This window comes from Telluribacter humicola, assembly GCF_017355935.1.
Taxonomy (GTDB): domain Bacteria; phylum Bacteroidota; class Bacteroidia; order Cytophagales; family Spirosomataceae; genus Telluribacter; species Telluribacter humicola.
Genome location: NZ_JAFIQT010000001.1, coordinates 700,948 through 716,473 on the forward strand (window position 1 = coordinate 700,948; position 15,526 = coordinate 716,473).

General features: G+C 49.4%; 13 protein-coding genes. 4 read left to right on the forward strand and 9 right to left on the reverse strand.

Annotated features, from left to right (window positions below):
* Positions 1-6: 6 nt before the first annotated feature.
* The 5 genes from JUB14_RS03265 to rpmH all read right to left on the reverse strand — a co-directional run bounded on the left by JUB14_RS03265 (position 7) and on the right by rpmH (position 3,690).
* The gene (locus tag JUB14_RS03265; protein ID WP_207504330.1) at positions 7-531 is read right to left on the reverse strand and encodes a DUF2480 family protein; all 525 of its coding nucleotides are present in this window, start codon (positions 529-531) and stop codon (positions 7-9) included.
* Positions 532-616: 85 nt separating this feature from the next.
* Positions 617-1,324, reverse strand: coding sequence for a tRNA (adenosine(37)-N6)-threonylcarbamoyltransferase complex dimerization subunit type 1 TsaB (tsaB, locus tag JUB14_RS03270; protein ID WP_207504331.1), 708 nt, complete (start codon positions 1,322-1,324; stop codon positions 617-619).
* A 94-nt stretch (positions 1,325-1,418) separates the two neighbouring features.
* Complete coding sequence (locus JUB14_RS03275) at positions 1,419-3,074, reverse strand: S41 family peptidase (protein ID WP_207504332.1); 1,656 nt, start codon at positions 3,072-3,074, stop codon at positions 1,419-1,421.
* A 42-nt stretch (positions 3,075-3,116) separates the two neighbouring features.
* Positions 3,117-3,515 carry a ribonuclease P protein component gene (locus JUB14_RS03280; RefSeq protein WP_207504333.1) on the reverse strand — a complete coding sequence of 133 codons (399 nt, stop codon included), beginning with the start codon at positions 3,513-3,515 and terminating at the stop codon, positions 3,117-3,119.
* Positions 3,516-3,531: 16 nt separating this feature from the next.
* A complete protein-coding gene (gene rpmH, locus JUB14_RS03285) occupies positions 3,532-3,690 on the reverse strand; it encodes a 50S ribosomal protein L34 (RefSeq protein WP_207504334.1) in 159 nt (52 codons plus the stop codon).
* A gap of 260 nt (positions 3,691-3,950) precedes the next feature.
* Here rpmH and uvrA point away from each other — a divergent pair, with 260 nt between their 5' ends.
* Positions 3,951-6,800 (forward strand): excinuclease ABC subunit UvrA, encoded by a 2,850-nt coding sequence (gene uvrA / locus JUB14_RS03290; protein WP_445515039.1) that lies wholly within the window; start codon positions 3,951-3,953, stop codon positions 6,798-6,800.
* A 79-nt stretch (positions 6,801-6,879) separates the two neighbouring features.
* A complete protein-coding gene (locus JUB14_RS03295; protein ID WP_207504335.1) occupies positions 6,880-7,716 on the forward strand; it encodes a fumarylacetoacetate hydrolase family protein in 837 nt (278 codons plus the stop codon).
* Between the two features lie 5 nt (positions 7,717-7,721).
* Here the strand turns inward: JUB14_RS03295 and JUB14_RS03300 are convergent, their stop codons facing one another.
* Together JUB14_RS03300 and nagB are read right to left on the reverse strand one after the other, a co-directional pair.
* Positions 7,722-8,483 carry a rhamnogalacturonan acetylesterase gene (locus tag JUB14_RS03300; RefSeq protein ID WP_207504336.1) on the reverse strand — a complete coding sequence of 254 codons (762 nt, stop codon included), beginning with the start codon at positions 8,481-8,483 and terminating at the stop codon, positions 7,722-7,724.
* 182 nt (positions 8,484-8,665) lie between these two features.
* The gene (gene nagB, locus JUB14_RS03305; protein WP_207504337.1) at positions 8,666-10,648 is read right to left on the reverse strand and encodes a glucosamine-6-phosphate deaminase; all 1,983 of its coding nucleotides are present in this window, start codon (positions 10,646-10,648) and stop codon (positions 8,666-8,668) included.
* A 267-nt stretch (positions 10,649-10,915) separates the two neighbouring features.
* On the opposite strand from nagB, the gene glyA reads away from it, so the two are divergent.
* Both glyA and tatC read left to right on the forward strand, forming a co-directional pair.
* Positions 10,916-12,205 carry a serine hydroxymethyltransferase gene (gene glyA, locus JUB14_RS03310; protein WP_207504338.1) on the forward strand — a complete coding sequence of 430 codons (1,290 nt, stop codon included), beginning with the start codon at positions 10,916-10,918 and terminating at the stop codon, positions 12,203-12,205.
* 326 nt (positions 12,206-12,531) lie between these two features.
* Positions 12,532-13,389 (forward strand): twin-arginine translocase subunit TatC, encoded by an 858-nt coding sequence (gene tatC, locus JUB14_RS03315; protein WP_207504339.1) that lies wholly within the window; start codon positions 12,532-12,534, stop codon positions 13,387-13,389.
* 18 nt (positions 13,390-13,407) lie between these two features.
* Here the strand turns inward: tatC and JUB14_RS03320 are convergent, their stop codons facing one another.
* Together JUB14_RS03320 and JUB14_RS03325 are read right to left on the reverse strand one after the other, a co-directional pair.
* Positions 13,408-14,502, reverse strand: a complete 1,095-nt coding sequence (locus tag JUB14_RS03320; protein ID WP_207504340.1) for an aminotransferase class I/II-fold pyridoxal phosphate-dependent enzyme — start codon at positions 14,500-14,502, stop codon at positions 13,408-13,410.
* Positions 14,499-15,521, reverse strand: coding sequence for a dipeptide epimerase (locus JUB14_RS03325; protein ID WP_207504341.1), 1,023 nt, complete (start codon positions 15,519-15,521; stop codon positions 14,499-14,501). The genes JUB14_RS03320 and JUB14_RS03325 overlap by 4 nt, the downstream gene beginning before the upstream one ends.
* Positions 15,522-15,526 lie beyond the last annotated feature (5 nt).

Genomic DNA, 15,526 nt, shown 5'->3' on the forward strand with positions numbered 1-15,526 from the left:
CCGGGCTTACTTCACTGCATGCTTCGGCTTTTTGTACAGTGGTACTGTACTGCATGGTTCACCGAACATCAGGCTCTGTGCAACGGGCCGTAGTAGTCGTGAGATCTCGACATAGGCCGAGATGGGTACAGGATGCTTGCTGCAGCCTTTGATCACTACGCGCTTATCACGATAGGCTTCAATATCTATCCGGGCAATGGCATCGTAAAAGAGCTTGTCTTCCAGCGCCTGCAGATCGCCATACACAACTGTATTAGCGTACGGCTCAAGATGCAGAGCCAGGAGCATATAAGCCCAGGTAGGTACTATGGCATCCTCGGTACAGGTAACGGCTACATTCTTGCCCTGGTACTGGCTCCAGTCGTGGTTTTTCAGGAATTCACGAAAATCCTTTTCTCGCAGGATCAGTCCCTGGAAAAGGTTATCTTTCAGATCATACACGACCCGCTCACCCGGATGGTAGTACTCTTCCAGATCCAATGATATAAGGCCGCTATTGGCTACCCGGTTTACAATTTCTTCGGTTTCCATCTTTTATAAATGTTACTTCACTGGTAGTACTATGTGCAGACAGGCACTACCTGTTTTCTAACGTAGAGTCGCTCCGAAATGTTCGCTATTCCTGCGTAGAGGGAGTAGTTACCTTCTTACGCGGCTGAGTAGTTACGAAATCCTTGAGGTAGTAAGGCTCAAAGTTAGCTACATCTTCAAACTGTTCCTGTCGAAAGGCCTCAGTAGCCAGCCATCCAATGGTGCGAGCTGAGGGTTCAATTAAGTCAGATACAAAGCGTACATTGGGATGACTACCCAGTACTGGCTCACACTTAGCCGCTCCATCGCCAAAGAAAACAACAGGATGGTTCTGGAGAAGCTCTGCGAATGAATCAGGTTGAATAATGAGCGCCTGCGTAGGCTGTACGGCCGTAAGCTTTTTGTCATACACCGCGCAGTACACTTCCATACGACGGGCATCAATCATAGGGCATAGTAGTACTTCTTCGGTGTAGAGCGCCCGTAACTGTACCGCCATGGCCTCCAGCGTGTTAATCGCGATCAAGGGCTTGTCCAGCGCGTAGCACAGCCCCTTGGCAGTAGATACCCCCACCCGCAAACCTGTGTAAGAGCCGGGGCCTTTGGCGACGGCTATGGCATCCAGGTCATGCAAGGAAAAGCCGGCATGTTCTACGGCACTGTGCATGAGTGTGGTCAGCATGGACGAAGAGGAGCGGTCGGTATTAAGCTCGTATGACAGCAGGGCTTCTCCATTCTGGTGAAGAGCTACCGAGCAGCCGCGCGTAGAAGTATCTATACTAAGTATAAGCATGGGAATCACGATGTAGAAATAAAAAATTCACAACATGCCCGCTCTAAGGTAGGGGAGCATGTTGTGAATCGGGTATTTGATCGTTACAAAACTACTATTTCTTTCCTTTCAAAAGGCCTTGATAGCGGTTCATATCTTTGAAAAGGTCCAAAGCAGCCTTCATTTCGGCGTCCTTACTGAAAGAAGCCTCTTTCATTCCCTTTTCCAGATAGTAATGCTTCACGATCTCTTCTTCCAGCAAGTTCTTGATCTCTGCCTTACGAAGCTGCAGATCATTCTCTTTGTTATGGCTGAGCTTGGTTCTCAATGACTTCAACTGCTCCTGGATAGCGTCAATAGATTTCTCTTTTTTAGCCGACGCTTCCAGCTCGTTCAGTTCTTTTTCTACCTGCGTAGTATAGTCGTAGTCTTTATCTTTGAGCCACTTGGCGAATTCCTGGTACTCAGCATCTGTCAGGCTAAACTCACGAGCGGGTTTAATGGTAGCATGCTCCGCGTGGTACTTCACCGCGTAGTCAAACAGCAGACGCTTACGAAGCAGCGAGCCAGCCAGGGGCGAATAGCTTTCTTTCTCAACAACGATATCCGGCAGGATACCACCTCCATCGTACACGGCACGTCCGTTGCGGGTTGTAAAGGCTGTCATTAGCGAATCAGGTACCTTACCTACGCTGCCATCCTCGTTGCGGTGGCTGTAGTCAATAGCCTGGATACACCGTCCGCTGGGAATATAGTACTTGGCGGTCGTGATCTTCATCTTGGTGTTGTACGACAGGTCACGGGTAGTCTGTACCAGACCTTTGCCGTACGTACGCTGACCAATTAGCACACCCCGGTCATAGTCCTGAATTACACCGGCTACGATTTCGGCGGCGGAAGCACTGCGGTTATTAGTAAGTACTACGATGGGTATCTCGGTGTCCAGAGCTGGGTTGTAGGCCGAGTAGGTCTTGTTCCACTCAGTCACCTTTCCTTTGGTAGAAACTACCTCTTCACCCTTTGGAATAAATACGTTGGAGATTTCGATGGCCATGTTCAGCAATCCGCCCGGATTTTCACGCAGATCAAGTACCACCTTCTTCATGCCTTTTCCTTTTAGCTCCTGGAAGGCATTACGTACCTCACGGGAAGCCGTAGCGGTAAAATCTTTCAGATCGATATAGCCAACTTCGTCATTGATCATACCGTAGTAAGGTACATTGGTCATCTTGACGATATCGCGGGTTACTGTCAGTTCAATCGGGTTTTTCTGGCCGTAACGCTTTACAAGTAGCTTGGCGCTGCTGCCGGTCTGGCCGCGCAGGAGTTTGCTTGGATCGGATTCGGTACGGGTAGAAAGATCAACGCCATCTATTTTGATAATTTCATCACCAAGCATCAGACCTGCCTTCTGAGCGGGAGTGTCTTCGTACACCATCATGACCACGTGCTTCCCATCAGTAGTACTGACCAGGGCCCCGATGCCATTGTACTTACCGGTAGTCATGGTCATGTAGTCTTCGATATCATCCTCCGCATAGTATACCGTGTATGGGTCGAGCTGCCGCAGCATGGCATCAATACTTGACTTGATCAGGCGATTAGGATTGACATCATCTACGTAGTAGGCGTTCAGTTCCTTGAACAGCGTAGCATAAATATCAAGATTACGAGCTATTTCGAAGAGGCGGTCGTCCTGACGAAACGAAAAAAAGGCTAGCCCCGCAGCCACAGGAGCGGCAAGCCATAGGGAACGGAAGTATTTCTTCATGATACAGTAAATTTCAACTACACAGGTGTGATCAACTACCAACTATTTCGACGTTGCGGACGACTTGCTCATGCGTGTTAATACTTGCCGCATGGCTTTCTCAATAACGTCATAATTTGCTTTTTCTTTTGCAAGATACAAAAAAGCAATGTAAGCCGGACGGGCTGAGGGTGTTAACTCCAGCAAAATAGATTTGTTGAGGCGATAGGCTTCGCGGCAGCGGCGACGGACCAGATTACGGTCGACGGCCTTCTTGAACTGGCGGCGGGAAATAGAGAAGAGGACCTGAGGGAGATCAGGGGGAGAGTCGGGCTCGTAGATATAAAGCACCCGAAAAGGAAAGAGGTAGAACGTGTGCACCTCCGTACTACCTCTTTGAAAGAGCCTGCCAATGGTATGGTGGCTACTTAATCGTTCGTCTTTGCTAAACGTTTGGCTCAAGCCTAATAAACGCTTATTACTGCTTATGACGCTTCTCGTCAGATACTGTTAGCTTCCAACGACCTTTCTTACGACGAGCGGCTACTACTTTGCGACCGTTAGCCGTTGACATCCGATCACGGAAGCCGTGCTTGTTTCTTCTCTTACGATTCGAAGGTTGATACGTACGTTTCATCTCAATTCCTAAATTATAGCGCTATAAAATCTACTGTTCCTAATTTGGGCTTGCAAAGGTAAGAAAACTTATATCGGCAGGCAAGGGACACTCTAATTTTTATCTGTATTCTTTTGATTTGCAACCAGCAAGAGTAAAAGAAGAGGTACTTAACTACTTAAAAACAGCATTAGGAATCACAAACTAAAGCGGCGAATTTTGGGTTTACAATTAGATAGGGGCTTCTCTAACTATGCCCTCAGTTACTCATTGGTCCGTGTATGATGAATCAACCCGAACTTCGCCTTGAAGGTGTTCCGTTTGAAGAACTTGATCCTAAGAAATATATTCTGATAAAAGGAGCTCGCGTCAATAACCTTAAAAATATTGATGTAGCTATACCCCGAAATAAGTTAGTCGTGATTACCGGCTTGTCCGGCTCCGGCAAGTCCTCCCTGGCGTTTGATACCCTGTTTGCCGAAGGGCAACGCATGTACGTAGAGAGCCTTAGCAGCTACGCCCGTCAGTTTTTGGGGCGGATGGAAAAGCCCGAGGTGGAATACATTAAAGGTATTTCGCCGGCTATTGCCATCGAACAGAAGGTCAGTACCCGCAACCCCCGCTCTACGGTAGGTACCACTACCGAAATCTACGATTACCTGAAGCTACTCTTTGCTCGTATCGGTATCACCTACTCGCCCAAGTCGGGACAGATAGTACGCAAAGATACCGTAACTGATGTGGTAGACTATATTCTGAGCCACGAGGAAGGTACCCGCGTCATGGTACTGGCGCCCCTGCTGGTGCGCGATGGTCGTACGCTGGAGAGCGAGCTTAATATTCTCCTCTCAAAGGGATACAACCGGATCGTTGCTAACGGCGAGACTCACTTTATCGAAGAGGTACTCGAAAATTTCTCCTCCCTTGATACCTCAGGCAGGCTGGAAATACTCATAGATCGTGCCGCAGTACAGCATGACGACGAGGATACTCAGTACCGTTTGTCTGACTCAGTGCAGACGGCCTTCTTTGAAGGAGAGGGAGTTTGTTACGTAGAAGTACGGGGAGGCGAGCGGCGCGAGTTTTCGGATAAGTTTGAGCTGGACGGTATCCGCTTTGAGGAGCCGACTGTCAACCTGTTTAGCTTTAATAATCCCTACGGAGCCTGTAAGCGCTGCGAAGGCTTTGGTAAAGTACTGGGTATTGATCCTGATCTGGTAATACCTGATAAAAACCTGTCGGTTTTTGAAGGAGCGGTGGCGCCCTGGCGTACCGAGAAGATGAGCGAGTGGCTGCGTCCGCTGCTTCGCAATGGTATCCGCTTTGATTTTCCCATTCACCGGGCTTATAAAGACCTGTCGCCCGAGTATCAGGAGTTGCTCTGGACCGGTAATGAGTACTTCCGTGGGCTTAACGCTTTCTTTGAAGATATCGAGGGGCAGACGCATAAGATTCAGTACCGTGTTATGCTTTCGCGCTACCGGGGCCGTACGACCTGTCCTGAGTGCCGGGGCTCACGTCTCCGTAAGGATGCCGCCTATGTCAAGGTAGGAGGGGCTTCTATCACTGACCTGGTACTGATGCCCATCAGCCAGGTATCTATATTTTTCAAAAATCTTGAACTGAATGAACACGAGCAGCAGGTAGCCCGCCGAATCCTGATCGAGATAGTGAATCGTCTCGAGTACATGGAGCGCGTAGGATTGGGGTATCTGACGCTCAATCGCCTTACCAATTCCTTATCGGGTGGTGAGTTCCAGCGGATCAAACTGGCTACCTCCCTGGGTAGTGCGCTGGTGGGGTCCATGTATATATTGGATGAACCAAGTATTGGTCTCCACCCACGCGATACTCGCAAGCTGGTAGGCGTACTGGAGTCGCTGCGTGACTTGGGTAATACCGTAATAGTAGTAGAGCACGAAGAGGAGGTAATGCACGCCGCCGATCAGATTATTGATATTGGTCCCGAAGCGGGCTCAGGTGGAGGTCATGTGGTATTTGAAGGTAACTGGGAAGATATAAACAATCTGAAAGAGCTGCCGGCTACGGACGAGCCCAAGTCCTACACGATTGACTTCCTGCTGGAGCGTGATACCATACCCGTCCCAACTTTCAGACGCAAAACTACCCACTTCCTCGAACTGAAAGGAGCCCGAGAGAATAACCTGAAGGATGTGGATGTAAAGTTCCCGCTGGGGGTACTGAACGTCGTAACCGGAGTGAGTGGATCGGGTAAGTCTACCTTAATCCGTAAGATTCTCTACCCGGCTCTGATGCGTGTCAAAGGCGAGTACAGCGAGGACATTGGTAAGTTCAATGAACTGGCCGGTAGTCTGGAGCGGATAGAGGCAGTAGAGATGATAGACCAGAACCCGATCGGTAAATCATCACGCTCTAACCCCGTTACCTATATCAAAGCTTACGATCATATCCGGCAGATGATGGCCGAACAGCCCGTTGCCAAAGCCCGTGCCTACAAGCCTTCTCACTTCTCATTCAACATAGAAGGAGGACGCTGTGAGGTATGTCAGGGGGAAGGTCAGGTGAAGATCGAAATGCAGTTCATGGCGGATATCTACCTGACCTGCGAAGGCTGTGGTGGAAAGCGCTTTAAGCAGGAGATCCTCGAGGTACAGTACAATGGCAAAGATATAGCTGATATTCTGGACATGACGGTGGATGACTCTATCGAGTTCTTCCGGCAGTCGGAGCCTAAGCTAGTCGAAAAGCTCCTGCCGCTGCAGGATGTCGGACTGGGCTATGTACGGCTAGGACAATCTTCTAACACCTTATCAGGGGGAGAGGCGCAGCGGGTGAAGCTGGCTTCGTTCCTGGGGAAAGGAAATGCCAACAAAGGAAAGACCTTATTTATCTTCGACGAACCGACTACGGGTCTGCACTTCCACGATATTAAGAAGCTGCTCAAAGCCATTAACGCGCTGGTTGATCAGGGAGATAGTGTGATCATTATTGAGCATAATATGGAGGTAATCAAGTGTGCCGACTGGATTGTAGATATGGGGCCTGAGGGAGGTGATGCGGGGGGCTATGTAACCTTTGCAGGTACTCCTGAGGAGATGATAAAGCTCGAAGATAACTACACGGCTACCTTCCTGAAAGAGAAGATCTGAGTGAGTTGAAGTGAGAGAATAGGGAGTAAAAGGGTAGTGGAGGGTACTTTTGATAAAAAAAGATTTAATACTATCATACATGAAGCTTTACCGCACTCACCACGGAATACTATTAGAAAAAGAGGACCAGTTCTATCGTCTGCACGAAACGAACTGGGACGCAGTTGTCAACCGGGATAATCTCTACGACTGGCTCATTACCCAGACGGAGAGCCTACTGCTGCTGCCTTTTACCGATGCTTCACCCATGCCCGAGCTGCTGCCTCCTATCGGTACGCAGGAAGTATGGGCTTCTGGAGTAACCTACTACCGGAGTCGTGAGGCCAGGATGGAGGAGTCAGAGAAGGCCGGTGGAGGTAGTTTCTACGACCGGGTGTACGATGCGGATCGGCCGGAGCTATTCTTTAAGTCTACGGCAGCCCGGGTTGTGGGTGACTATGGTACTGTACGCATTCGTCGTGACTCCAGCTGGAATGTGCCCGAGCCTGAGCTAACTCTGTTCGCTACTTCGTCGGGTACGCTGGTAGGCTACACCATCGGGAATGACATGAGCTCACGCAGTATAGAAGGCGAAAACCCACTGTACCTGCCCCAAGCCAAGACCTACGACGGAAGTGCGGCGCTTGGGCCTTGTCTGTATGTAACGAAGGAGCCCCTTGCACAGGATACTCTGATTGAACTGACTATCCTCCGGGGGGGCGAAGAGGCCTTCAGGGGTGAGGTAACGCTGGAACAGATGAAGCGTAAGCCAAACGAACTACTCGGATTCCTCTTCCGTGAGACTACGTTTTCTCAGGGAGCTTACCTGATGACCGGTACCGGTATTATTCCTCCGTCTGACTTTACGCTGGAGCCGGGCGATAAGATACATATTACCATAGAGCCTATCGGTACACTTACCAATACGGTAGGGTAGCCACCTTACTTCTGGGTAGGATTTACGATGTGGTCAGCCAGGTCCAGCCCGAGCTCCCTAATCTCGGCCAGTACCAGTTGCGCCATCTTGCGTGCTCCCAATTCGCTGAAATGAGTATTGTCCACCTTGCCCTGAGGGTAGTTAGGGTGCTCACCCGGGGCAAGGTGCAAATACAACAGTTTAGAGTTCTCCACCCCCATTTCGGTCAGCAGGGACTGGCTTTTCTTATCCAGGTCTATCAGAGGTACTTTATGGGCCTTAGCTACCTTCCTTACCAGCTGTGAGTAGACCGCATGGGTATCTTCCAGTTGCCCCTGCTCGTTGAAACTGCGCCGGGCTACGGGCGTGATAAGCACGGGATGGGCCTTTTTGGCCCGAGCTTCCCGCACAAACCGAATCAGGTTATTCTGAAACTCCTCCTCGGTAGTATAAGTCTTCTTGGTTTTTACCTCATCGTTGTGTCCAAACTGAATTAGTACGTAGTCGCCCGGGCTGAGGTGATCGGCTACGGGTTGCCATCGGTTTTCGGCAATGAAGCTGCCCGTGCTCCGGCCATTCATGGCTCGATTATCTACCGTTACATTCTCTTTAAAAAAGTAAGCAAAGGGCATTCCCCAACCGGTTTCGGGATAGTACCTTTTTTCTTTTATTGAGATGGTGGAGTCTCCGATCAGGTAGACGGTGATGGGCTCTGGCAGCAGCGTATGAGCCGATAGGCCAATTAGAAGAGCGAAAGCAATTATTTTAAGGAAAGGATTTTGGTTCATAAACCACTAAAGTTGGTTCAATTGGAGCGAAACCTTCACGCGCGGTTTCTCAATAAAGCGAAGTTAGCATAGACTGAGAAATCTACTAGCTGATAGCTGTAACGAAATGACCTTTTGCAATTAAAAAAGTCCGCTGATGATTAACCAGCGGACTATAAGAATCTATATTATACAGAGGTATCCTACACGTGCCAGCGTACAAACGCTTCCATCGCTTCGTACTCGGACAGACCAAGGTCGTCATAGAGCTTGGCAGTACCCTGGTTACGCTCTTCGGCGCGCTGCCAGAACTCGCGTGAGTCTTCTCCCTGGAATACAACCCCGTCTTTCTGCGACTGGTGCTTAAAGATACCCATCCGCTTTTTGAGTACCTGGTCAGGACTCATAGGTACGGCCATTTCAATCTCGTCGATATCCCACTCAGCCCAGGCACCGCGGTACAGCCATATCCAGCAGTCCTTCATGTAATCCTTATTCTTCGAACGCTTGAGAGCTGCTTCGATACCATCCCAGCATACCTTATGTGTTCCGTGCGGGTCAGCAAAGTCACCGGCCGCGTAGATCTGATGGGGTTGTACCTCATCGATCAGAGTTTCTATAATCTGAATATCTTCTTCGCCAAGTGGCTTCTTCTGTACGGTACCTGTCTCGTAGAAAGGCAGATCCAGGAAGTGAACATTCTCCATCGGAACACCCACAAAGCGACACGTAGCCTTAGCCTCACCACGGCGGATCAGACCTTTTACGTGACGTACTTCGGGCGTATCAATCTGGCTATCCTTTTTGTGCTTCAGGAACTCCTTAGCATCCTGGAACAACCGGGTTACCTCGTTGCTTTCGATGTCAAAGCGGTCATTGAAGTCAACTACGAAGTCGATAAAGCGAAGCGCTTCGTCGTCGGCTACCGCGATGTTACCCGAAGTTTGGTACGCTACGTGTACATCGTGTCCCTGATCGACCAGGCGCTGGAAGGTACCTCCCATCGAGATGATATCATCATCAGGGTGGGGGCTGAATATAATGACACGCTTTCTGGCTGGTTCTGCCCGCTCCGGACGCTTGGTGTCGTCAGCGTTGGGCTTACCACCGGGCCAGCCGGTAATAGTATGCTGTAGCTGGTTAAATACATTTATATTGATCTCATAGCTGGCACCGTACTGAGCGAGCAGGTCACTCATACCGTTGTCGTTATAGTCCTTATCTATGAGCTTCAGGATAGGCTTATTCAGGGTCCGGGACAGGTGCGTCACGGCTTTCTTGATCATCCGGTTGTCCCACACTACCGTATCTACGGCCCATGGCGATTTGACACGGGTAAGCTCAGAAGCGGCCCGATCGTCCAGAAGGAATGTTACATTTGGATGTGCCTGCAGATAAGAGGCAGGGTTATGCTCGGTAACGGAGCCTTCTACCGCACTTTTGATCATTTGAGCTTTACGCTCACCCCAGGCCAGCAGTACTATACGGCGGGCACTCATGATAGGAGCGACTCCCATCGTGATAGCCTTACGAGGTACCTGAGCCAGTCCACCAAACTCCATAGCCGCAGCGGCACGGGTCGAGTGATCTAGCGTAATAAGGCGGGTGCGTGAGTTAATCAGGGAGCCGGGCTCATTGAAGCCAATGTGACCATTACCCCCGATACCCAACAGCTGGAAGTCAAGTCCACCTACCGAGTTGATCTTGTTTTCGTAGGAGCGGCAGTAGTCCTGTAGCTGGTCCACCGGAATGGTACCATCAGGTATGAAGAAGTTTGCCGGATCAATATCTACGTGGTCGAAGAGTTGCTCCTTCATGAACCGGTGGTAGCTAAAGATTGAATCCGGCTGCATCGGGTAGTACTCGTCCAGGTTAAAGGAGATTACATTCCGGAAGCTCAGTCCTTCTTCACGGTGCATACGTACCAGCTCAGCATAGACAGTCTTAGGAGATGAACCCGTTGCCAGACCCAGCACACAAGGCTTACCTTCGCGCTGCTTTTGACGGATCAGATCGGCTATCTCCCGGGCTACCGCGCTGGAGGCATCCTTCGAGCTGGCAAAAATATGCGTCGGTATTTTCTCGTAGGTAATCGGCTGGCCAATGCGGCTGTCATTCGATCGGGCAGAGGCATTGTTAGCCGTTGGAATTAAGATTGATTCCGAATTTAAGGTTTGTGGCTCCATGAAGATGTTATTTATGAAAGGGCATAGGTGTAATTTGTAGATGTACAAGCAATTTATGCAAAGGTACTACTGAATTTAAGTAATATTTAAAATTTTTTAAAAAATAACTTTCTCTTTAAATAGAAGACAATTTCAACTGTGATAAGATCAATTTTCATGCTTATAATGTACGACAGAGGAAAGATTTATTCAGGTATTTCTTTCCTACTAAATTAGACTGTATTTTTGTGCCTTTATTGCTTACTATCACATTTTTACAGAAATCTCATGTCTACTCTCACGACCGTCGCCCGCGATACGCAGGTATTTGACTTGATCAACCGAGAACTACACCGCCAGGAATCGGGTATAGAACTGATCGCTTCCGAGAACTTTACCTCGAAGCAGGTTATGGAAGCTGCGGGCAGTGTCCTGACTAACAAATATGCCGAAGGTCTCCCCGGCAAGCGCTACTACGGTGGTTGTGAAGTTGTTGATGAAATTGAGCAACTGGCTATTGATCGTATCAAAGAACTCTTCGGAGCTACCTGGGCTAACGTACAGCCACACTCGGGAGCACAGGCCAATACAGCGGTATTCCTGGCGTGCCTGAATCCGGGTGATAAAATTATGGGTTTCAACCTGGCGCACGGTGGTCACCTGACGCACGGTTCACCCGTTAATATCTCAGGAAAGTACTTCCAGCCTATATTCTATGGTGTAGAGCCCGAGACAGGTCTGATCGACTGGGATAAAGTAGAAGAGACTGCTCTGCGTGAGCGCCCGAAACTGCTGATCTGCGGTGCTTCGGCGTACAGCCGTGACTGGGATTACATACGTCTGCGCGCTATTGCTGACCAAATCGGAGCCTTGCTGATGGCTGATATCTCGCACCCGGCCGGTCTGATTGCCAAAGGACTATTAAACGACCCGCTTGAGCACTGTCATATCGTAACTACTACTACGCACAAGACCCTTCGCGGACCTCGCGGTGGTCTGATCATGATGCGTAATGACTTTGAGAATCCTTACGGAATCACCACTCCTAAAGGTCAACTGCGTACCATGTCATCACTGCTTGACTCGGGTGTATTCCCAGGTACACAGGGCGGTCCTTTGGAGCATATTATTGCAGCTAAAGCGGTAGCCTTCGGAGAAGCACTGAGCGACGAATACTACAACTATGCCGTACAGGTGAAGAAGAATGCGCAGGCTATGGCTAAGGCATTTGTAGACAAAGGGTATAAGATCATCTCCGGCGGTACTGATAACCACCTGATGCTGATCGACCTACGTTCTAAGGATCTGACTGGTAAGCTAGCTGAGAACACCCTGATCAAGGCAGATATCACCATCAACAAGAACATGGTACCTTTTGATGACAAATCACCTATGGTAACCTCAGGTATGCGCGTAGGTACGGCTGCCATGACTACCCGCGGACTGCTGGAGACCGATATGGAGCGTATCGTGGATCTGATTGACGTGGTATTGATGAACCATGATAACGACGCCAAACTGGCTCAGGTGAAGCAGGAAGTAAACGAGTGGATGAAGCAATTCCCGCTTTACATCTAATACCAGTAGATACTATAATTTTGAAATAAGTTAAAAAAGGGCGAAGCGGTCAGTTTCGCCCTTTTTTACTCCTGACAGTTGCAATTTGTCCAGATCAAATAAAAATAGCACTGGGGTTTAATCGTTAAAGTAAGATCTGTCGTAGGTACTTATTGGGGTATAAGCAATCATGTAAATGCTTTCATATTTGACCATCTGGGTGTGAAGAACAGCATTTAGATGTATATTCATCTACCTAATGGATTTTTTAACTAATTTCGGCGGTTAATACTATCTCTACTTTCGCATTTAAGAATTAACCGTTCGGCGGTATTATATATTGAAATATGGCTCTTGATCAGGAATTTGAAAAGGAATTAGAAGAAGAAGGCGCTGAAATGACCTTCCTGGAGCACCTGGAGGAATTGAGGTGGCATGTTATCCGTGCTGTCGGTTCGATACTTGTCTTCGCGATAATTGCTTATATCTTCATAAAGGAAATATACCGTTATGTCATTTTGGCTCCCGGTAAGGCTGATTTCTGGACGTACCGGATGCTTTGCAAGCTGGGCGATGCCGTAGGGGTTGAGGGATTATGTATCAAAGCATTGAACTTCAAGATCCAGAGTATCGGGGTGGGAGATCAGTTTACGATGGGTCTTACCTCAGCGGTCATTACCGGTCTGATCTTTGCTTTCCCCTATGCTTTCTGGGAAATATGGCGTTTCATTAAGCCGGGTCTTAAGCCATCCGAAGTCAGGGCATCCCGGGGCGCTGTATTCTATGTTACTTTCCTGTTCTTTTCAGGGGTATTCTTTGGGTATTTTATTGTAACGCCGCTTGCCATCAACTTCCTGGCCAACTACCAGCTCGACGAGTCTATTATTAACGAGTTCAGTATTGGTTCATACATCGGAACAGTAGCCACTCTGACCCTGGCGTGTGGGATTGCTTTCCAGCTGCCGGTAGTGGTATTCGTACTGTCAAAAGTAGGCATGCTTACTCCAAGCTTCATGAGGGAGTACCGCCGCCACTCCTGGATCGTAATCCTGATCGTAGCCGCTATTATTACACCTTCACCGGATATCTACAGCCAGATTCTGGTTGCGCTGCCACTGATGTTCCTGTACGAAGTAAGTATAGTCGTATCAGGCCGCGTAGAAAGAGCCAAGCTGGAGGAGGAGAAGGGGCTTACGAATCTATAAAAATTAGATAGTTGAGATTTAACTACTGAAAGTATTACAGACCTCGGCCAATTGGTCGAGGTCTTCTTTTTGATGATAGGCGCTGATGACTACCCGCATCACTGGCTCATCGTTAGGGCGGGGATAGGGGAAGCAGGCCGACAGGATACCATGGTTGAGCAGATGTTCGTACAGCTTCACGTTACGACTGCAATAGACCGGATAATCATCATACTGAACAAAAAGACCTTCTGAACGGACTTTATCGGAGAAGTAGCGGGCATTGGCTAACAATTGCTGGTGGGCCTTAGGGTACTCCCCCATTTGCAACAATCGGGTGAGAGCGTACATATAAGCCGGAGCACTGGGCGAGCTTCCGGAAAACCAGGGCAGACGGCGTATCTCCTGAACTATTGTATCTTCTGCCAAAATCACTCCGGCCGGAATACCCATAGCCTTGTTAAGCGAGGAAACGACCAGGGTATGTATATTGGGTAGATGAGGCAACAGGCGGAGAATACCACATCCCTGTTCACCCAGTACTCCCAGGCCATGCGAATCGTCTACTACAAGCCAAATTGGTTTATCGGCAGGAAGCTCTTCGAAAATAGAAAAGTCATAGGCCTCGACCCAGGGAGAGCCGATAGAGTCGGTACAGATTACATGTACCTGTTCAGCGGGAGCCTCTTGTATGGCCTGTACGGTATGCTTAGCCCATTCAGTCCAGGAGGCAGCAGCAGAGGGCTGATAGTGGGCTCCCCATAGGGCCGGATGGACGCAGGGAGCGAAGTGGTACCTCGCTGAGGAATCGGAGGTAGGTCCACTGTTTTCCAGGTACTTCATCACCAGTTGCCCGGCCCACATCCCGGATGATACACTTAGCGCTGACGCGGCTCCTGTGAATTGCGCCAGAGCCAGTTCGGCCTCTTCGTACGCAGCAAGGCGTAAAGTATTGTTGCGGGAGCTTCCAAAATGGGTGCCGTAATGCTCAATGCCTTCGTGCAGGTACTTTTGAAAAGTAGGGTTATGTCCCATGCCCAGGTAGTCAGTACCACTAAACCACAAGTAGCGTTTGCCATCTTCCAAGGGTACGGTGCGGCCGGGTAGCTCATGAATCGTAAAGGTCTTATTCATGATGCCTGTGCGGTTAGTCTGGCTCCGGTACCATTTTCGTCGGCGTAGATAATCCGCCCGTAGTCAAACGTGACGCCCTGAGCCGGATCGTTCCCAATGAGTAGTGTACCATCCATATCTACGTAATCTAGCTGGGGGAGCAGATGCGCGATGGCCGATATGCCTACACTAGACTCATTCATACAGCCTACCATCGTTTGCATACCCAGCGCCTTCGCCTGGGCGATCATACGGCGGGCAGGAGTAAGGCCACCACATTTAGTGAGTTTTACATTGACTCCGTGAAATAGCCCCTCACAACGCACTACGTCGCTTTCTACGATACAACTCTCGTCTGCTATAACGGGTAAAGCACTTTCAGTATACACTTGCTTCATGCCTTCGATGTCAGCGGCTGGTAGGGGCTGCTCAATGAATTCTACCCCTAGCTCTTTCAACTCGTGGGAGTACCGGACCGTCTGTTCAGCGGTCCAGGCGCAGTTGGCATCGACCCGAAAGGTAGCCAAAGTATGGCGACGTAGCTCTCGTACTATGTGCAGGTCATCATCCGTACCCAGCTTGATCTTGTACAGGGGCCAGGGCATCTCCTGCATTTTAGCCACCATTTTATCGACGGAGTCAATACCAATGGTATAGTCGGTGATGGGGTTATGATCCGGCTGGAGTCCCCACGATTCGTACAGCTTCATACCTTGCCGCTTGGCAAACAAATCATGGGCGGCCTCGTCCAGTGCACACTGAGCAAAGGGATTGTCTCGCAGGTAGGGGTGTACCTTCTCCCACAGCTCTTCGGGTGTACCCCACGAGTAGCTTTCGATCACGGGCCGTATCTTTTCCAGGGCTTCAATCATGCTCTGGATGGTGATGCCGTAGTACTTGTTGGAGGTAGCTTCGCCAAATCCGGAGAAGGGGCCCTCCCGCAGTTCTACGATCAGGGTTGGCTGCACATCACGGGAGTCATGAGCAATGGTAAAAGTATGCTTGAGCTGTAAGTCAAAGGTATGGAAGAATAGCTGCATGATCC